Source organism: Paenibacillus sp. EB106-05-06-XG162 (genome assembly GCF_058791655.1).
In genome coordinates, this window is the sequence record NZ_JBYTDT010000001.1 from 857,940 (window position 1) to 878,440 (window position 20,501).

Consider the following 20,501-nt stretch of genomic DNA (forward strand, 5'->3'; position numbering starts at 1 on the left):
GAAACGGATTGAAAACCGAATAAGCCCAGGCATTGTCTTGGAGAAACAACGAGGAGGTGAAATAGATCATGAACCCTATTCTCGCAATCGTTCTCGTTGTAGCCGCTTTGGTCATTGGTTTTGGGGTTGGATATTTTATTCGGAAATCTCTTGCTGAAGCTAAAATTTCAAGCGCTGAACACGCTGCTGAGCAGATAATTGAGAATGCGAAGAAAGAAGCAGAAGCGCTTAAGAAAGAGACAGTGTTGGAAGCTAAAGACGAAGTCTTTAAAGTCCGCGCTGAAGCTGATAAAGACATTCGTGAACGCAGAAATGAAATTCAACGTCTAGAACGTCGAGTGCTGCAAAAAGAAGAGTCGCTGGATAAAAAATTAGAATCACTAGAACGCAAAGAAGAGCAAGTGGCAAGCAAAGAGAAACGAATCGATGAAACGCAAGAGCAGATTAATGTGATCTATAAAAATCAAATGGCTGAACTTGAGCGCATTTCCAACCTTACGATGGAAGATGCACGTCAAATCATCCTTACGAATGTTGAACAAGAAGTTCGCCATGAGTCAGCACAAATGATTAAAGAAATTGAGCAACAAGCCAAAGAGGAAGCAGATAAGAAGGCACGTGAGATTATTACCCTTGCGGTTCAACGTTGTGCAGCAGATCATGTTGCAGAGACGACGGTATCTGTTGTCACCTTGCCTAACGAAGAGATGAAAGGCCGTATTATCGGTCGTGAAGGCCGTAATATTCGTGCACTTGAGACGCTGACAGGTATAGACTTGATTATCGACGATACGCCAGAAGCAGTCATTCTGTCAGGATTCGATCCAATTCGCCGCGAGATCGCTCGTACATCGCTTGAGAAGTTGGTTGCCGATGGTCGTATCCATCCAGCTCGCATCGAAGAGATGGTCGAGAAATCGCGTAAAGAAGTCGACGAGCGTATCCGTGAATACGGTGAGCAGGCGACATTCGAGGTTGGCGTACATGGATTGCATCCAGATCTGATTAAGATCCTAGGCCGTCTGAAATTCCGGACGAGCTATGGCCAGAATGTGCTCAAGCACTCGATGGAAGTGGCTTATCTCACGGGTTTGATGGCAGGAGAACTCGGCGAAGATATCACGTTGGCGAAACGTGCTGGATTGCTGCATGATATTGGTAAAGCGCTAGATCATGAAGTGGAAGGATCTCATGTTGAAATTGGCGTGGAGTTAGCGAAGAAATACAAAGAACATCCTGTGGTAATTAACAGTATCGCATCCCACCATGGCGATTGCGAAGCAACATCGGTTATCGCGATGTTAGTCGGTGCCGCAGATGCGTTGTCGGCTGCTCGTCCAGGTGCGCGTAGAGAGACGCTTGAGACCTACATCAAACGACTTGAGAAGCTCGAAGAGATTTCCGAATCGTTCGAAGGTGTTGAGAAGTCCTATGCGATCCAGGCAGGCCGTGAAGTCCGTGTCATGGTTGCACCGGATAAGATTGACGATACAGAAGCATTCCGCTTAGCACGTGATATTACGAAGACAATCGAGAGCGAACTCGATTATCCGGGACATATTAAAGTTACGGTTATTCGCGAGACACGCGCGGTTGAATACGCTAAATAATGACCATAATGAAAAGTGGCTGATTTACTTAGGCCACTTTTCGTTTTCTTTTATGGCTAGGTAATGAGGAGGAGAATGACATTAAAGTATTATTCATTGGAGACATCGTTGGGAATACAGGTAGAAAAGCATTAAAATATATGCTCCCGCAGCTGAAAGATAAATATAATCCACATATTATTATTGCCAATGGTGAGAATGCTGCTGGCGGTAAAGGCATTACAGGCGCAATCGCAAGAGAATTTTATGATATGGGCATTCATGGTCTTACGATGGGAAACCATACGTGGGATAACAAGGAAATTTTCGAATTTATAGATGATGATAAGCGTATCATTCGACCAGCTAATTATCCCGAAGGTACACCAGGTAGAGGCTGGATGACGGTGAAGGCGAACGGCAAAGAGCTAACCGTGATCAATATGCAGGGCAGAACCTTTTTGCCGCCGATTGATTGTCCTTTTAAGAAAGCCGATGAGATTCTAGATCAGGTGAAGAAGAACTCATGTGTCTTTTTTGATTTTCATGCTGAGACGACATCGGAGAAAATTGCAATGGGATGGTATCTTGATGGACGCGTGTCCGTCATGGTCGGGACACATACTCATGTACAGACGAATGATGATATGATTCTTCCTGAGGGAACGGCATACATTACTGATGTGGGCATGGTTGGGTCGAAGGAGGGTGTCCTCGGCGTGAATCGCGAGGCGGTACTTCACAAGTTCAAAACACAGCTCCCTGTCCGATTTACTGTCGATGAAGGCAAATGGATGTTCCATGCGGTTTACGTTGAAATTGATGAATCTACGGGGCGTGCGACACGGATAGAGAAGATTCGTCGATACGAAGACGAGTGGGTTATGAACTAACGGCTAACCCTGCATGATTGAAGGAACTTCTTTGTGGAAAAAGGAGGAATTTATTCCGCATCTCACGAATATGAGTAATAGTGGAATCCATTCATCATTCCCGAGGAGGTACTTATCATGGAAGTATTAAAAGTTTCAGCAAAATCCAATCCAAACTCCGTAGCAGGTGCACTGGCAGGCGTCCTACGTGAGCGTGGAGCGGCCGAATTGCAAGCGATTGGTGCTGGTGCATTGAATCAAGCGATTAAAGCTGTAGCGATTGCCAGAGGATTTGTAGCGCCTAGCGGAGTGGACTTGATTTGTATTCCTGCATTTACCGACATTGTGATTGATGGTGAAGATCGGACGGCAATTAAGTTGATTGTCGAGCCAAGATAAATATAACATCATGAATGGAGCCTGTTTACGTCGTAGACAGGTTTTTTTGCGTTTTATACCGATTGCCAAGTTGTACACATGGAATAGAGTGAGAGGGGATGCGTCCTGATGAGAAGATACCAGATCGTGGATATGCATTGTGATGTCATTAGCAAGATGCTTCAGAACCCGGCCATTTCATTTACTGATGATGAGTCGCTCGATGTGAGTCTCGAACGTCTCCAGCAGGGACAAGTCAAGGCGCAATGTTTTGCTATCTATTTGTCAGAACATCTCGGAAAACCTCGATTCGAGCATATTTTACATAGTATCGATGTGTTTCAGCGTCGTATCTTAAATCATCGCGAGATGAGATGGATTCGATGCCAGAATGATTGGAATCAACTGGAACAAACGGATCAAATAGGAGCGTTGTTATCATTAGAAGGCGTCGATGGATTGGAAGGCAATCTGACGTATGTAGATTTATGCTTCCAATTGGGTGTTCGCTTAGTGGGGTTTACATGGAATTACGCGAATTGGGCAGCTGATGGCATCTTGGAACCGCGAAATGGAGGCTTTACGCTGAAGGGAAGGAAGCTTATTGAGCGCTGCGATGAGCTTGGCCTGATCATGGACGTATCCCATTTGTCGGAAGCTGGATTTTGGGAGCTGCATGCGCGCACCGCGAGTAAGTATATTGCCTCTCATTCCAATGCCAGAGCGGTATGCAGCCATCCGAGGAACCTGACAGACGAGCAAATAAAGAACATGGTCGCAAGGGGAGGACGGATCGGGATGAATTTCTTTCCGCCATTTGTACGAGCAAATGCACCTGCAGTGATCCATGACCTCCTGAAGCATATTGAGCATATCTGTAGTTTAGGAGGAAGTAAGACGATTATGCTCGGATCAGACTTCGACGGCATCGATCGATTTATTACCAATTTAGAACATTCAGGAAAATATGAAAATCTGCGGAATGCCTTGCTGCAGCGCTATCCAGAGGATTTGGTAAATGGATTCCTCTATAAAAACGCTTCCATTTTTCTGAGCGGTGCTTTGCCAAAGTGAAAGAAAGACTGATTCTATCATCTATTATTGATATGATTTCAATCGAAAAGTGCTATCTAAGTTTCCGCCGAAAACGCTTGCTTTTTACTAGTTCTAGCCATAAAATTTAGTTGACTCATTGAAAAGAAAAAATTTTCTATGTCACATTTTAGGGAATTTTGGCACTTATCATTCTAACGCGAGTCACAACTAAAGGAGTGGGCGAGCTTGATTAGTCAATTGTCTTGGAAAATCGGGGGACAACAAGGGGAAGGCGTAGAGAGTACAGACCGTATTTTCTCCACAGCATTAAATCGACTAGGATATTACTTATATGGATACCGTCATTTTTCTTCCCGGATTAAAGGTGGACACACGAACAATAAGATTAGAATCAGTACGAAACCGATTCGTGCAATTTCGGATGATCTGGATATACTCGTTGCTTTTGACCAAGAAAGTATTGACTTAAATGCACATGAATTGAGACCTGGCGGCGTCGTTGTTGCAGATGCGAAATTCAATCCAACGCTTCCTGAAGGTATTAACGCAAAATTATTCCCAGTACCGATCACTGCGATTGCAGATGAACTAGGTACATCCCTAATGAAGAATATGGTTGCTTCTGGTGCGTCCTGGGCATTGCTCGGGCTTCCGTTAGAAGTATTTAATAAAGCAGTAGAAGAAGAGTTCGGCCGTAAAGGTGCTGCAGTGGTCGAGAAGAACGTCGAGGCGGTACGTCGCGGATCTGAGTTCGTATTAGAGCTTGCAGGTGGCCCGCTTGAAGAATTCAAGCTTCAACCAGCTGACGGCGAACAGAAACTGTTCATGATCGGTAACGATGCGATGGCACTCGGTGCCCTAGCAGCAGGATGCCGCTTCATGCCAGCCTACCCAATCACACCTGCTTCCGAAGTGATGGAATATCTCATTAAGAAGCTTCCAAAATTCGGCGGTACGGTGATTCAGACAGAAGATGAGATCGCAGCGATTACGATGGCGATTGGCGCTAACTTCGCAGGAGCACGTTCGATGACTGCATCTGCAGGTCCTGGACTTTCCTTGATGATGGAAGCGATTGGCCTTGCAGGAATGACGGAGACGCCTGTCGTTATCATCGATACACAACGTGGAGGTCCAAGTACAGGTCTTCCGACGAAGCAAGAGCAAAGTGATATTAATGCAATGATCTATGGTACACACGGTGAAATTCCAAAGATCGTTCTTGCTCCAAGCTCCATCGAAGAGTGCTTCTACGATATGATCGAAGCATTCAACTTGGCTGAGAAATACCAATGCCCAGTTATCGTAATTACAGACTTGCAGCTTTCACTAGGTAAACAGTCCTGTGATGAGCTTGACTATAACAAAATTGTGATTGACCGGGGTAACCTGGTTCGAAATGCACCTGAACTTGAACCGAATCAATTGTTCAAGCGTTATGAGTTCACAGAAGACGGTATTTCACCTCGTATCTTGCCAGGTGAGAAATACGGTATTCACCACGTAACAGGCGTAGAACATGATGAGACAGGACGCCCATCAGAGAGTGCAGTTAATCGTAAGAAGATGATGGATAAGCGTCTTGGTAAAATGGACAATATTAAAGTAACGAACCCAATTCATGTGGATGCACCACACGAAGAGCCAGACTTGCTGATCGTAAGTATGAGCTCAACGGGCGGCACAGTAGATGAAGCAAGAGTAAGACTGGAAGAGCAAGGTCTGACAACGAACCATATTACTGTTCGCTTGTTATACCCGTTCCCTACAGAACAATTCGCTCCGTATGCTGAGAAGGCGAAGAAAATCATCGTTCTAGAGAATAATGCTACAGCACAACTTGCTTCGCAAATTAAATTGAATGTTGGTCATGCGGACAAAATCGAAAGTGTCTTGAAATACGACGGTAATCCATTCCTGCCTTCGATTGTCTACAATGCATGTAAGGAGTTGGTGTAACGATGGCAACTTTTAAAGAGTTTCGAAATAGTGTTAAACCGAACTGGTGCCCAGGCTGCGGCGACTTCTCAATCCAAGCAGCTATTCAAAGAGCAGCAGCGAATGTCGGTCTTGAACCAGAGAACTTAGCGGTTGTCTCCGGTATCGGATGTTCCGGACGAATTTCAGGATATATTAACGCTTATGGACTTCACGGGATCCATGGACGTGCGCTTCCAATTGCGCAAGGCGTGAAGATGGCAAATCGTGAACTTACCGTTATTGCTTCTGGCGGTGATGGTGACGGATTTGCGATTGGTATGGGTCACACGGTTCACGCGATTCGTCGTAACATTAACATCACTTACATCGTTATGGATAATCAAATCTATGGTTTGACGAAAGGCCAGACTTCTCCACGAAGTGCGGAAGGGTTCAAGACGAAGAGTACACCGGATGGTTCGATCGAATCTACCTTGTCACCGCTTGAAATTGCTCTCTCTGCAGGAGCTACATTCGTCGCTCAATCCTTCTCTAGCGATTTGAAGCAATTGACGACATTGATCGAAGAAGGGATGAAGCATGAAGGCTTCTCGTTAATTAACGTATTCAGCCCATGCGTAACCTTCAATAAAATCAATACGTATGATTGGTTCAAAGAGAATATCGTCAACCTTGAGAGCATTCCGGATTATGATCCTTCGAATCGTATCCAAGCGATGACGAAATTGATGGAGACTGGCGGTATGTTAACCGGATTGATCTATCAAGACAAATCAAGAAAATCTTACGAAGACATGGTTGTTGGATTCCATCAAGAAGGTATTGCAAACCAAGATATCCAAATTTCGGAAGCGGATTTCAGCAAACTTGTGGCAGAATTCAAATAATTCTATGAAAGACGTACGGATTGTGCCGTACGTCTTTTGATTTTTTTAGACAAGGGTGTATAATAGGTATGCTTCTGAAATAGGGTAACAACTTAGAGAGAAAACTAAAGAGGTGGAAAAACATGAAAAAAGAAGTACCTGTCGGTGTATCAGCACGTCATATTCACTTATCCCAAGAGCATATCGAGCAATTGTTCGGTAAGGGCTATCAATTAACAGAATTCAAACCATTATCTCAACCAGGTCAGTTCGCAGCGAACGAGACGGTTGAAGTCGTTGGTCCGAAAGGCGCCTTCGGTAAGGTCCGTATTCTAGGTCCTGCTCGGAAAGCAACACAATTAGAAATTTCTCGTACAGATGCCTTCGCAATTGGTATTAAAGCGCCTGTACGTGAGTCTGGTGACACAGAAGGAACGCCAGGTATGGTTATTAAAGGACCAGCTGGTGAAGTTGAGACAAGCGACGGTGTCATCGTTGCAGCGCGTCACATCCATTTCCATACATCGGATGCTGAGAAATGGGGCATTCAAGATAAGCAGCAGTTAAAAGTTCGTCTTGGTGGAGAACGTGGTCTTGTTCTTGAGCATGTCATTGCACGTGTATCGGATCAATTCGCATTAGACATGCACATTGATACGGATGAAGCGAATGCAGCAGGTGCCAAAACAGGTGATACTGCAGAAATTATTGATTAATATAGATGACCAGTATGAAGAGAGTGCGAAGGCACTCTCTTTTTTTCCACATAAGAAAGTATAAGTTTTCACAAATGTAGCGAAAACTTCTTCTGATTGGCGATAAAAACAACCGTTGAACGCGGTCGCACTTCTTCGAGAATACTTCGATAGAAGTTTTTCTCATGTATAGATAAACTGGATAATAAAATTATGCTTTCTCATCTCATTTTCATCTTTCTCTTTTACAATAGTTTAACAGAAAGGATGGAATGAAATGATTGCAAATATTGATTATCAAGTGTTTCAATGGTTAAATGATTTTGCAGGGAAAGAAACTTTTCTAAATGTAGTGATGCGATTTTTTGCCGAGCGAGCAGAATATATCATGATTATAGGCATTATTCTGTATTGGTTCACGCGAACCAATACCAATCGAATGATGGCCATTCAATCATTGATCGCAACGGCTGTTGGATTCGGGACTAGTGCGCTAATCGCAAATTTCTTTTATCGGGATCGTCCATTTGTTGCGCATGTAGTCAATCAATTGATCCCGCATGCTGCGAATGCATCGTTCCCAAGTGATCATGCGACGGCTGCTTTTGCCATTGCGATGACTTTCTATATTGTTCGCAGGAGAGAAGGGAAAGTGTGGCTTCTGTTCGCAGCGTTAATCGCGATTTCCCGCGTATGGACAGGTGTACATTATCCGACAGATATTATTGCGGGTGCATGTCTGGGGATGGTAACGGCGTGGGGTGTACATAAGGTATGCCATAACTGGAAATTCGCCAATCAACAGTTACAAGCGTGCATCACACTTTATGAGAAAGTGGAGAATAAGATCCTCCCGAAGAAGCATAGTCGGGAAATGTAATAAACACAGCAGAGAGGAATGGGGTCGATGAGAAAGGTACTCGTGGTCGAAGATGAACGTCATTTGGCGCGATTTATCGAGTTGGAGCTCAAGCATGAGTCCTTCGACGTCCATATTAGTTACGATGGTAGAACGGGGTTAGAGCAAGCGTTGAGCAAGGACTGGGACGTCATATTACTCGATGTGATGCTCCCAGGACTGAATGGTATGGAGGTATGCCGTCAAATACGGCAGGTGAAATCAACGCCGATCATTATGATTACTGCAAGGGATGGTATTACGGATCGGGTAAGTGGTCTGGATCTCGGTGCGGATGATTATATTCCTAAGCCATTCGCGATTGAAGAATTGTTAGCAAGGATTCGTTCTCTTATACGACGCGTTGAAGATCTTAGAGGGACGTCAAGTACCGTTCTAACATTCCATAACCTCAAGGTGGATCTGGATGCGCATGAGGTTCAGATTGAAGGACAACAGCTTGAACTTACCAAGAGAGAATACGATTTGCTCGTGATTTTTATGCAGAATATTAACCGCGTTCTGACGCGAGAAGTGTTGCTCGATTCGGTATGGGGATACGACTCGGAAGTGGAGACTAACGTTGTTGATGTCTATGTGCGATATTTGCGTATAAAATTAAAAAGTATGGGTGAAGAGAATATTATTCATACGGTCCGAGGAACAGGATATGTGATGCGCTCATGAGTGAACGGAGACAGTGGAGACAGTATCTCTCTAAATTACCTCTTCGATGGAAACTAACTGTATGGTCAGCCGGTGTGCTGTTTATTTTGTTCATCATTTACGCTGCGGTTCATTATTTTGTGATGAATCAATGGCTTGTACGCCAGTCAGAGCAGAGTATCCGTAAAGATATGAGTCAGCTCCGGATGTATTTGGAGGAGAAGCGGGTATCGACGCCAGCAGATTTTCTGGCCAGCCGCCGGTTTATGGAGAAATTAAGCGAGACGGATCAGCTGATTCGAATCGTGAATGAACAGGGAAAATCAATTGTCGTCGTATCCGATGGCGTGAATGAGAATTGGATCATTCCGCAGATGGTTGATGCTCCGGAGCTCAAATATGTCACCCAGGGCGATGATCATTTCATCATCTTTCGCAGTCCGATTATTACGAGTCAGTTCCGAGGAACGATAGAAATCATCAACAGTCTGGAAGCATTCGATGCACTAGGCAGGCAAATCCTGATTACTACATTGATCGGCGTTATTGTCGCCATATTAATGAGCATTTTAGGCGGGTGGATCCTCTCGCGTCAATTATTAAAGCCCGTACAATCCATGGCGAAGACGATGCGCAGAATTAAACGGAATGGCATGCAGGAGCGGGTTGCGACGACGGAGTCGAAGGACGAAATTTCGGATTTATCTATGGTGTTCAATGCGATGATGGATGATCTAGAAGCTTCCTTCCTGCAGCAAAAACAGTTTGTCGAGGACGCATCCCATGAATTGAAGACACCTATCGCAATCCTTGAAGGGCATCTATCCCTTTTAAATCGATGGGGGAAGGAAGATCCCGAAATATTGAATGAATCTCTACATGTGTCTCTGCAAGAGGTGGTGCGTCTGAAAGGGATCGTGCAGGAATTGATCGATTTAACAAGAGCCGATGCCGTGAAGGATCAAGCGGCGGAGCCGATCGAAATCATGGAGCTCATTCAGAACGTTGCCAATCGAGTCTCCGTTATTCATCATGAGTTTCGATTCGTGCAGGATCTCAGCAATTTGCACCATATTGAGATTAAGATCGCTCCATTTCATTTTGAACAGATTTTGCTAATTTTGTTGGATAATGCGATGAAATATTCAGAGCGAATCAAGGAAATACACATTATTGGACAAGTCCAATACAACCGGGTAAAGATTCAAGTGATAGACCAAGGGATTGGGATCCCGGAAGAGGATATCCCGCATGTCTTCGACCGCTTCTATCGCGTGGATAAAGCAAGATCGAGAGAGAGCGGCGGCGTAGGTCTCGGACTATCGATTGCTAGACGCCTCGTTAATGCGTATCATGGTGAAATTACAATAGAGCCAGGGATAGAGCGGGGCGTATGTGTGACTGTGCAATTTCCGATCGTGACGAATAGTTAGGGAGGATTCCTCTCTTGAAAATAGCATGAAGATAAACCCAATCACCTGTTTCGGTTGCGATGCAGGTGATTTTTCTATACTTGCATGATATAATTAAAAATTGGATTCATGAGATGACAATGATGATTTCAGTATAGAGGGAAGTGGATCGAATTTGACTGAGCAGAATAACAAATCCAAAGACTATGCGAAATATTTTGACTTTACGACAGCCAAAGTGGTTAAACAAGAAGAGGGTAAAACCACGTACCGCATCAACGGACGTGAAATATCGATTAATTCTGCACCGAATCATAGTGAAGAGAAACGAAGAGGTAAAGAAGATATTCAAGTTCACTATGATGCGGGAATTCCAGATGAACTGAAGGACCTCGGTAAAGGCAAACATTATATTATCTATACATTCGGCTGCCAGATGAATGAACATGATACCGAGACGATGAAAGGTATGCTCGAAGAAATGGGCTACCAGAGTACAGAAGATCGTAAGCTCGCAGATGTTATTCTACTGAATACATGTGCGATTCGCGAAAATGCAGAAGATAAAGTATTCGGAGAATTAGGTCATCTGAAGCACTTGAAGACGGAGAAACCGGGATTGTTACTTGGTGTATGCGGTTGCATGTCGCAAGAAGAATCGGTCGTACATCGGATTATGTCGAAGCACGGCTTCGTCGATATGATCTTCGGAACCCATAACATACATCGCTTGCCTTACCTAATCCAAGATGCATTATTTAGCAAGGAAATGGTCGTCGAGGTATGGTCCAAGGAAGGCGACATCATCGAGAACTTACCGAAGAAGCGGGAAGGAATGCGTGCATGGGTTAACATCATGTATGGCTGTGACAAGTTCTGTACATATTGTATCGTGCCTTTCACTCGCGGAAAAGAACGCAGTCGCAGGCCTGAGGATGTCATCGCGGAGGTACGAGATCTCGCAAGACAGGGTTTTAAAGAGATTACCCTTCTTGGACAGAATGTTAACGCGTATGGCAAAGATTTTACAGATATCCAATATACCTTTGCGAACTTGATGGATGATATGAACAAAATTGATATTCCTCGCATCCGATTCATGACATCCCATCCACGCGATTTTGACGACCATCTGATTGAAGTATTAGCGAAGCGTGGCAACTTGGTTGAGCATATTCACCTTCCGGTGCAATCCGGCAGCACCCAAATGCTCAAGATCATGAGCCGCAAATATACGAGAGAGCAATACTTGGAATTGGTTTGCAAGATCAAACAAGCGATACCGGACGTAGTTCTTACCACAGATATCATTGTTGGGTTCCCTGGTGAGACGGATGAGCAGTTCGAAGACACGCTTTCGCTTGTAAAGGAAGTCGGATATGATTCGGCCTATACCTTCATTTATTCTCCACGCGTAGGAACACCTGCAGCCTCGATGGAGGACAATGTGCCAATGGACGTGAAAAAGGAGCGATTGCAGCGCTTAAATGACTCGATTAAGCAGTCTAGTCGTCAGATTCATGACCAAATGGTCGGGCAGGTTGTAGAAGTGTTAGTGGAGGGGGAGAGTAAGAACAACGCCAATATGTTATCGGGACGTACACGTACGAATAAATTGATTCATTTTGAAGGATCGAAAGACCTGATCGAGACCTTCGTACATGTAAAAGTTACCGATTCGTTCACATGGTTTATGAAAGGAGAACTTGTCACCGAGCAAGTCCCTATGTAAAATAGTCTCATGTCCAGATTTATTGGGAAAGAATGGAGAGATAACGATGAGCCATGATCATCACGATCATTCGCATGAAGAGAATCAGATTCCTAAATTTGAAGTACGAGATCTCATCGTACGTGACGATATTATGTCGAAGGCCAAGGAGCTTGCAGACTTGATCTACACCTCCGAAGAAGTGAAGATGTATCAACAAGCAGAGAAGACGATCAATACTAACGATCGAATCCAGCTGTTGATTGCTTCCATGAAGAAGAAGCAGAAAGAAATTGTCGCATTCGAGAAATTCCAGAATAATTCGATGGTCAGCAAGATCGAGAAGGAAATCGATGATCTTCAAGAAGAACTCGATAATATCCCAATCGTAGCAGAGTTCCAACAGAGCCAGAGCGATTTGAATTACTTACTGCAAATGATTATGACCGCAATTCGTGATACCGTATCGGAGAAGCTGGTTGTTGAAGAAGGTAAAGACGTACCCGCATCCAAATGCGGAGATTAAACAAGAAGAGCTGCTTCCTACGCTACAAGCGTAAGTTGCAGCTCTTTTTTTAACCACATCAGAAAGTATAAGTTTTCGCAAATGTAGCGAAAACTTCTTTTTGATTGGCGATAAAAACAACCGCTGAATGCGGTCACTCATCTTCGAGAATACATCGATAGAAGTTTTTCTCATTAATCCTCATTTTCCAAGTGTTTGCATCTACAAAATCTTTATAAATCATTGACATGATGTTAACAATTGTTGCCTATAGTTAACTTGCTAACATATTTGAGTTATGGAGGATACACGATGCAACCTTATTTACAACTAGCGCAAATCCATAAAAAATTTGGATCATTTACTTCGCTTAAAGGCATTGATTTGCATATTGAAAATCATGAATTTGTGTGTTTGCTCGGACCGAGTGGATGTGGAAAGACGACCTTGCTGCGGATCATCGCAGGACTCGAGACCGCAACGGGAGGTTCGATTACGCTCGCGGGAAAAAATATTACAAGAATGCCAGCAGGGCAACGGAATTTCGCGATGATGTTCCAATCGTATGCGCTATTCCCGAATCTCACCGCTTATGAGAATATCGCGTATGGCTTGTACACGAAAAAGCTATCGAGAGCGGATATCAAGAAGCGGGTGGAAGAGGTTCTGGATCTCGTAAATCTGACTGCGCTGGCAGGTCATTATCCGGGCCAATGCTCCGGCGGTCAGCAGCAGCGGATTGCTCTTGCCCGTGCACTTGCGATGGCACCCGATGTACTGCTGCTTGATGAGCCATTGTCAGCACTGGATGCGAAAGTTCGTGACAAGCTGCGCCGTGAGATTCGTAACCTTCATGAGAAGTGTGGTATGACGACCATTATGGTAACGCACGATCAAGAAGAAGCGCTTACGATGGCGGACAAGATTGTTGTCATGAACAATGCGGAGATTGTACAGATTGGGACACCACAGGAAGTCTATGAACAACCGAATAGTCCTTTTGTTGCTGATTTTATTGGCGCAATCAATTTCATGAAGGACGATTCGACGCGTGAGCTTCATCCACAAGATCAATTGGCTTCAGCGATTCGTCCGGAGCATATTCATCTTGGAGCATTTGCAGATGATGCAGGTGGAGCATTGCAGTATGGCAAAATACAAAATATCGAATTTCGCGGCTCCTTCTATCGTGTCACTTTGCAATGGATGGACGATGAGCGTCTCGCAAACCCGCGCTTCGTGATGATCGATATCTCTACCGAACAGTCTAAAGGGCTTCAGCTCACGAAAGAGCAGATCATTCCTTTTAGTCTTCCTAAAGAACGGATCATTACATTTGAGACAGAGAAACCGATACTGGTGCGTGCGTAGGGGGATTATACGTGAAGTGGAATGAGATTTTACAACGACTGCTATTACTTCTTATTGTGATTCTACTCGGAATCAGTATTCTGCTTCCGCTCGGCAGTTTATTTGAGAAAGCATTCATGAATGAACAAGGGCAATGGATCGGGGTATCCAATTTGCTCAATTATATGAAATCACCTGCATTACTTCAATCGCTAGGACATACGATGTATGTCTCGATAATTAGTACAATCATCTCGGTTGGCTTAGCATTTGTGTATGCTTATGGCATTGTGCGCACACCGATGAGAGGAAAGACATTTTTCCGATATACTGCGATGCTGCCGTTATTTGCTCCTTCGATGTTCTTCGGGCTTGCGCTGACCTTTATGTTCGGGAATCAAGGGTTTATCACGACAGGATTTTTCGGGCATATGCCATTTGGTATCGATATTCATCTCTATGGGCCTGTAGGGATCATTATCTCGGAAGTGGTGTATACGTTCCCGCAAGCCTTTTTGATTCTAGTGGTTGCATTATCGATGTCAGATTATCGGTTATATGAAGCCGCAGAGATGCTCGGTGCGAATCCGATGCGGAAGTTTCGGACGGTCACGCTTCCAGGGACCAAATACGGACTTATCAGTGCCTTCTTCGTCTGTTTCACGCTAGCATTTACCGACTTCGGGGCGCCAAAAATTGTCGGAGGACAATTCAACGTGCTCGCCACTGATATGTATAAGTATGTCATTGGACAGCAGAACATGACGATGGGGGCTACCGTCGGACTAGTTCTCATCGTTCCTGCATGCCTCGCGTTTCTTGTAGATCGCTACTTAGATCGTAAACAGAAAAATGCGGTCAGTGCCAAGGCTGCCCCATATCAATTGGTGCCTCGCGTATGGCGCGACCGGCTTTATACGATTTATTGCGCGATCATATCCGGTGCGATTCTCGTCTTATTACTAACGGTAATATTCGGCGCTTTTGCGAAGCTATGGCCATATAATTTATCGCTCACCTTAGACCACTTTGACTTTACAAAGGTTGCAGGGGGAACCGGTTGGGAGCCTTTCTGGAACAGTATCAGAGTGGCGGCATTGACGGCGGTCATCGGAACATTTGTGACTTATTTGACGGCTTATGCGATTGAGAAGATCAATCATTGGAAGTTTGTGCGCCAGATCAGTTATTTTCTAGCGATCCTTCCATTAGCTCTACCTGGGTTGGTGCTGGGTCTTGCTTACATCTTCTTCTTCAATGATCGATCGAATCCAATGCACGGCTTGTATGGCTCCATCTGGATTCTTGTTCTCGTGAACATTGTCCATTTCTTCTCCGTTTCCTTCATAACAGCAACAACGGCATTGAAGAAGCTGGATTCCGAGTTCGAGAAGGCATCGGATTCGATGGGTGTTCCGTTCTATCGCACCTTGTTCCGCGTGACGATTCCGATTACGCTTCCTGCAATGATGGAGATGGGGATCTACTTCTTCATCAACTCTATGGTGACAATCTCGGCAGTTGTCTTCCTATACGCGCCGGATTTGAAGCTAGCTTCGGTGATGATCGTGAATATGGATGATGCGGGAGATATCGCGCCTGCATCAGCGATGTCCATCTTACTTGTTGCAACGAGTGTGTTGGTCCGCATCCTGTATGAATGGGCAACATCGGCTATGCGCAAGCGTGCTGCGAAGTGGCAATCTAGAACGAATGACGCGCAGCAAGATAGCGGTGCATTGAAGCTCTAATTTTTATAACTAGGATCAATTTTTGGGAAAAGGCATTCTGACCGGGGACGGTTTGAATGTCTTTTTTGTGATCAATGCAAAAACTTCAAAGTAAATTGAGCATTCCATGATATTTTCCGCTGAAGCGACGTATATATGGAAGAATGACAGAAGGGAGTGGACAGGAGATGGATGTGTGGGTTGTCTGGTTAATCATTGCAGCTGTTCTGCTAATCGCTGAAATGATGTCTTTCACTTTTTACATGTTATGGCTCGCGATCGGCGCGCTGGCTGGATTGATTGTAGCGCTGGCAGTACCGGATTCATCGCTTCTATTTCAAGTGATCATCGCTGCTGTAGTCGCTGTTCTGCTTACGATCTTCACGAAGCCTCTGACACACAAACTTCGCAAATCTCGTGGGTTCCAGGATGCTGTGGATCAATTGGTTGGGAAGAAAGGGATTGTGACGGAGCCGATTGAGCTTGGTCAAATGGGGATTGTGAAAGTAGAAAATGAATATTGGAGTGCAACGGCGAATAAAACCCTTATTCGTGATGCAGAAGTCCGGGTGCTGCACCGTCGTAGTACGATTCTAGAAGTAGAACCTTGGGGAGGCGATGTCTAGTATGGAATGGATAATTACGATTGTAATTCTATTGGTTGTCGTTGTCTTTATCGCACTTACGGTGAAGATTGTGCCGCAGCAGCGTGTTGGGGTCGTGGAACGGCTGGGTAAATTCAATCGACTGTTAACGCCTGGAATTAATATTCTTATTCCGATTATTGATCATGTTCGTACGTATCATGACTTGCGTATCCAACAAGCGAATGTTCCGCCACAGACGGTGATTACGAAGGATAATGTACAGGTACAGATTGATACGATTATTTTCTATCAGGTAGTCGGACCTGAGCATGCAACGTACGGTATTTCTGATTATGTCTATGGGGTTCGAAATATTTCAACAGCAACGATGCGTCAAATTATTGGGAAGCTGGAGCTAGACGAGACGTTGTCAGGCCGGGAGAAAATATCGACCGAAATCCGCATTGCGCTCGATGAAGCTACGGAGAAGTGGGGCGTGCGAATTGAGCGTGTTGAGGTCATTGATATTAAGCCGCCGCTTGATATCCAGGAATCGATGGATAAGCAGATGAAGGCAGAGCGGAATAAACGTGCTATTGTGCTTGAAGCCGAGGCGGCGAAGCAGGATATGATATTACGCGCTGAAGGGGATAAACAGAGTAAGATTTTGAAGGCAGAGGGAGACAAAGAGGCGCGTATTCGCGAAGCGGAGGGCATGCGGCAGGCGCAAGAGCTTGAAGCACATGGTCGCGCCAAGGCGATCCAAGCCGTCGCGGAGGCTGAGAAGACACGGATTGAGCTCATTGCTTCGGCAGGGTTGAATGAGAATATTCTCGCTTATCGCTCGTTTGAAGCTCTTACAGATATTTCGAACGGCGCTGCGAATAAAATATTTATCCCGGCAAGTGCAGTTGAGACGCTGGGCAGTATCGGCGCGATCGGTGAGATGTTCAAAGCGAAGAAATCCGTATAGAAGCTGGAAATCGAAGAAAGATAAGCTAAGCGATTATGCGAGGCTTATTTTTTTTGTGATACAATAGAACGAATGATTGACATTTATGTTTAATATGTCATAATAATAATATCAAAAATACAATAATAAATCGGGGCGAGATCGATGGATTCGACAGAGAACCAGACATATAATGTGGGGAAATATCGGACACCAGACGGTGCTCCGGCAGATATCGTGATTTTTACGATTACACAAACAGAGAAGCAGACGGCGAAGAAGTCGCTACCATATCGTGAATTGATGGTGTTGCTTATTCGGCGCAAGCGATGGCCGTTCGCTGGGAGCTGGGCTCTACCCGGCGGTTTTGGCAAAGAATCCGAGACGTTATTTGATACAGCGCGTCGTGAACTGATGGAAGAGACAGGTGTAGCGGATGTCCATTTAGATTATTTGAACGTCTACAGCAAGCCCGGGCGTGACCCAAGAGGATGGATGATCTCACATGCCTTCTTCGCACTTGTGAACGAGAAGTGGCTGGAGAAGCGCAAAGCCCAAGACGACGCCGAAGATGTGAAATTATTCACGGTAACGGAAGCGCTGCACGAGTTAGAGTTAGCTTTTGACCACCGTGAGATTATAGCAGATGCTTATCGCAATATTCAACAACAGATGCTTGTAACGACGATTGCCAAGGAATTTTTACCGGAATTGTTCACGCTAAGCGAGCTGTACCAGGTGATTCAGACCGTTGTTCCGGAATTCAAAGAGACGAATTTTATTCGGAAAATCACTTCGACCCAAAGTCGTAAAGGAATCATTCAAGTGGCTTGTGATGAATCGGGTGAGAAGCTGTATTCCAATCAATACTCACAACGGCCTGCACAGTTGTATCGATTTACAGATTATGTACCGGAAGTGTCGATCTATACATAATGCCAAGAGGAGTGATGAACTATGAGAGCACTGATTGTCATTGATTATACGATTGATTTCGTGAATGGAAGGCTACCTGTAGGCGAGCCCGGAATAGAGATTGAACCTCGGATTCTAGCCCTAACCGAAGAATTCGTAGATCAAGGGGATTTCGTCGTGATGGCCGTGGATTTGCATGAAGAGCAGGATGTGAACCATCCCGAATTCAAGCTATTTCCACCCCATAATATTCGCGGTACTGAAGGTCGCAATTTATATGGTGGTCTACAGGGATTGTACCAATCGCGTCAAGACCAAATTTATTGGATGGATAAAACGCGTTATAGTGCGTTTTGCGGTACGGATCTCGAGATTCAACTACGTGCGAGAGGGATTGAAGAGCTCCATTTGATTGGCGTATGTACAGATATTTGCGTCTTGCATACAGCTGTAGATGCATACAACAAAGGATTTCGTATTATCGTCCATCAAGATGCCGTCGCGAGTTTTAATGCGCAAGGCCATCAATGGGCGCTAGGACATTTCGCCAACACTTTAGGAGCACAGGTCGTATAAGCATCGTGCACATGAGGAGATGAACAGAATGAACGCTGAAGCGATGGCTTTGCATACTGATAAATACCAGATCAATATGATGTATGCCCACTGGGTGAACGGGACACATAACCAAATGGCTGTGTTCGACGCTTACTTCCGCAAGCTCCCCTTCGGGAATGGCTTTGCCGTATTTGCGGGGCTTGAACGAATTGTTGATTACATTAAGCAACTTCATTTCAATGAAGAGGCGATTCAATACTTGGCGGAGCAGGAAGAACAGTATGATCCGCGTTTTTTGGATGAACTTCGACAACTGCGGTTTACAGGCAACTTGCACGCAGTCAAAGAAGGGACGCTCGTATTCCCGAATGAGCCTTTGATCCGAGTCGAAGCTCGGTTGTTCGAAGCGCAATTAATCGAGACGGCGATGCTGAATTTCATGAATTTCCAGACATTGATTGCGACGAAGGCAGCACGAATTCGACAGGTTGTTGGCAAGGATATTTTGCTTGAATTCGGTACTAGAAGAGCACAAGAAGCCGACGCAGCCGTATGGGGTGCGCGAGCAGCATTTATCGGCGGATTCGATGCAACGTCGAACATGCTCGCAGGGCAGCAATTTGGTATTCCTACGAAAGGGACGCATGCACACGCTTGGGTTCAGAGCTTCGACACCGAAGAGGAGGCGTTCGAGAAATTCGCGAAGGCACTGCCGAATCAGGTCAGCCTGCTCGTGGATACGTATGATACGTTGAAAAGCGGTGTCCCGCATGCCATTGAGCTCGGAAAGAAATTAGCTGAAAAAGGAAAACGTCTGCAATCCATTCGACTTGATAGTGGCGATATTGCCTACCTATCCATTCATGCGCGTGAAATGCTTGATGAAGCGGGATTAACGGATGTATTGATCGTCGCATCGAATGATCTCGATGAGAACACGATCTCGGATCTGAAGGCACAAGGTGCGCAAGTCGACATCTGGGGGGTTGGTACACAGCTGATTACAGCAGCTGACCAGCCAGCACTCGGCGGTGTATACAAAATCGTTGCCTTAGAGCGCAACGGTGAATATCATCCAACGATCAAAATTTCTGGGAATCCGGAAAAAGTTACGACACCGGGCAAAAAAGATGTCTATCGCATCATTGATCCGAATCGAGGCAAAGCACTCGCAGACTATATCTGCTTAAGCGAGGAAGATGAAGTGAAGCAAGGGAATCGAATTAAGTTGTTCGATCCGCTGCATCCCTATCTACATCGGCATGTTCAGGACTATGAGACACAGGTCATGCTAACGCCGATCTTCGTAGCAGGCGAGTTAGTATATGAGCTGCCAACCCTGGAGGAGATTCGTACGTATCACAAAGAACAGCTACAACTATTCTGGCCACAGTATTTGCGGAAAATGAATCCGCACGTCTATCATGTGGACCTAAGTCTTGCAGCATGGGATATGAAGCGTAAACTGCTCGAGGAACATATGCAGGAACTGAACTAAATAGGTACCGATGAAATACCACCAACTCGTGATTGCAACGGGAAGGTGGTATTTTTCTTTTTGTCCATTGGGACGGGGGGAATTAGCGCCATTTCGCAGTTGTAATGGTACAATTTTGACCGGTTTGTGTAAGGTTTTGACCTAATAAAATCAAGCATTCATTATGCTTGTATAACCAGATATTTTTCAACTATTATAGGAAAATAATCTATTTTTTACGGACATGATCTCTCTTATAATGGCTTCATTATACAGGAGGGGAGTGCGATCGAATTAGCTCTGAAAGCGTTGTCACGAGCAGGTTTGAGCTGAGAAAAGGAGG

Annotated in this window: 19 protein-coding genes; all 19 read left to right on the forward strand. The window is 45.0% G+C overall.

What is annotated here, in order from left to right; translation table 11 throughout:
* Positions 1 to 68: 68 nt before the first annotated feature.
* A complete protein-coding gene (gene rny, locus AC3WU2_RS03700) occupies positions 69 to 1,610 on the forward strand; it encodes a ribonuclease Y (RefSeq protein WP_018757920.1) in 1,542 nt (513 codons plus the stop codon).
* A gap of 80 nt (positions 1,611 to 1,690) precedes the next feature.
* Positions 1,691 to 2,482, forward strand: a complete 792-nt coding sequence (locus tag AC3WU2_RS03705; RefSeq protein ID WP_492452180.1) for a TIGR00282 family metallophosphoesterase — start codon at positions 1,691 to 1,693, stop codon at positions 2,480 to 2,482.
* 117 nt (positions 2,483 to 2,599) lie between these two features.
* A complete protein-coding gene (locus AC3WU2_RS03710) occupies positions 2,600 to 2,860 on the forward strand; it encodes a stage V sporulation protein S (protein WP_006286829.1) in 261 nt (86 codons plus the stop codon).
* A gap of 108 nt (positions 2,861 to 2,968) precedes the next feature.
* On the forward strand, positions 2,969 to 3,913 hold the full coding sequence (locus AC3WU2_RS03715) for a dipeptidase (RefSeq protein ID WP_492451358.1): 945 nt from the start codon (positions 2,969 to 2,971) through the stop codon (positions 3,911 to 3,913).
* Between the two features lie 207 nt (positions 3,914 to 4,120).
* Positions 4,121 to 5,854: a 2-oxoacid:acceptor oxidoreductase subunit alpha gene (locus AC3WU2_RS03720; RefSeq protein ID WP_018757923.1), complete on the forward strand. Its 1,734-nt coding sequence runs from the start codon at positions 4,121 to 4,123 to the stop codon at positions 5,852 to 5,854.
* A gap of 2 nt (positions 5,855 to 5,856) precedes the next feature.
* On the forward strand, positions 5,857 to 6,723 hold the full coding sequence (locus tag AC3WU2_RS03725) for a 2-oxoacid:ferredoxin oxidoreductase subunit beta (RefSeq protein WP_379343362.1): 867 nt from the start codon (positions 5,857 to 5,859) through the stop codon (positions 6,721 to 6,723).
* 122 nt (positions 6,724 to 6,845) lie between these two features.
* Positions 6,846 to 7,418 (forward strand): phosphate propanoyltransferase, encoded by a 573-nt coding sequence (pduL, locus tag AC3WU2_RS03730; protein ID WP_018757925.1) that lies wholly within the window; start codon positions 6,846 to 6,848, stop codon positions 7,416 to 7,418.
* 256 nt (positions 7,419 to 7,674) lie between these two features.
* Positions 7,675 to 8,277 carry an undecaprenyl-diphosphatase gene (locus AC3WU2_RS03735; RefSeq protein WP_492451361.1) on the forward strand — a complete coding sequence of 201 codons (603 nt, stop codon included), beginning with the start codon at positions 7,675 to 7,677 and terminating at the stop codon, positions 8,275 to 8,277.
* A gap of 27 nt (positions 8,278 to 8,304) precedes the next feature.
* Positions 8,305 to 8,982 carry a response regulator transcription factor gene (locus AC3WU2_RS03740; protein WP_018757927.1) on the forward strand — a complete coding sequence of 226 codons (678 nt, stop codon included), beginning with the start codon at positions 8,305 to 8,307 and terminating at the stop codon, positions 8,980 to 8,982.
* Entirely contained in the window at positions 8,979 to 10,394 is a 1,416-nt protein-coding gene (locus AC3WU2_RS03745; protein ID WP_492451363.1) for a HAMP domain-containing sensor histidine kinase, read from the forward strand. The genes AC3WU2_RS03740 and AC3WU2_RS03745 overlap by 4 nt, the downstream gene beginning before the upstream one ends.
* A 154-nt stretch (positions 10,395 to 10,548) precedes the next feature.
* Positions 10,549 to 12,105, forward strand: a complete 1,557-nt coding sequence (gene miaB / locus AC3WU2_RS03750) for a tRNA (N6-isopentenyl adenosine(37)-C2)-methylthiotransferase MiaB (protein ID WP_492451365.1) — start codon at positions 10,549 to 10,551, stop codon at positions 12,103 to 12,105.
* A 46-nt stretch (positions 12,106 to 12,151) separates the two neighbouring features.
* Positions 12,152 to 12,610 carry a YlbF/YmcA family competence regulator gene (locus tag AC3WU2_RS03755; protein WP_018757930.1) on the forward strand — a complete coding sequence of 153 codons (459 nt, stop codon included), beginning with the start codon at positions 12,152 to 12,154 and terminating at the stop codon, positions 12,608 to 12,610.
* 291 nt (positions 12,611 to 12,901) lie between these two features.
* The gene (locus AC3WU2_RS03760; RefSeq protein WP_492451368.1) at positions 12,902 to 13,960 is read left to right on the forward strand and encodes an ABC transporter ATP-binding protein; all 1,059 of its coding nucleotides are present in this window, start codon (positions 12,902 to 12,904) and stop codon (positions 13,958 to 13,960) included.
* 11 nt (positions 13,961 to 13,971) lie between these two features.
* Positions 13,972 to 15,690: a putative 2-aminoethylphosphonate ABC transporter permease subunit gene (locus tag AC3WU2_RS03765; RefSeq protein WP_492451370.1), complete on the forward strand. Its 1,719-nt coding sequence runs from the start codon at positions 13,972 to 13,974 to the stop codon at positions 15,688 to 15,690.
* A 167-nt stretch (positions 15,691 to 15,857) separates the two neighbouring features.
* Complete coding sequence (locus AC3WU2_RS03770) at positions 15,858 to 16,295, forward strand: NfeD family protein (RefSeq protein ID WP_492451372.1); 438 nt, start codon at positions 15,858 to 15,860, stop codon at positions 16,293 to 16,295.
* A 1-nt stretch (position 16,296) separates the two neighbouring features.
* Complete coding sequence (locus tag AC3WU2_RS03775) at positions 16,297 to 17,229, forward strand: SPFH domain-containing protein (RefSeq protein ID WP_492451374.1); 933 nt, start codon at positions 16,297 to 16,299, stop codon at positions 17,227 to 17,229.
* 144 nt (positions 17,230 to 17,373) lie between these two features.
* Complete coding sequence (locus AC3WU2_RS03780) at positions 17,374 to 18,144, forward strand: NUDIX domain-containing protein (protein WP_492451376.1); 771 nt, start codon at positions 17,374 to 17,376, stop codon at positions 18,142 to 18,144.
* A gap of 21 nt (positions 18,145 to 18,165) precedes the next feature.
* Positions 18,166 to 18,699 (forward strand): cysteine hydrolase family protein, encoded by a 534-nt coding sequence (locus tag AC3WU2_RS03785; RefSeq protein ID WP_492451378.1) that lies wholly within the window; start codon positions 18,166 to 18,168, stop codon positions 18,697 to 18,699.
* Between the two features lie 28 nt (positions 18,700 to 18,727).
* Entirely contained in the window at positions 18,728 to 20,179 is a 1,452-nt protein-coding gene (locus AC3WU2_RS03790; protein ID WP_492451380.1) for a nicotinate phosphoribosyltransferase, read from the forward strand.
* Positions 20,180 to 20,501 lie beyond the last annotated feature (322 nt).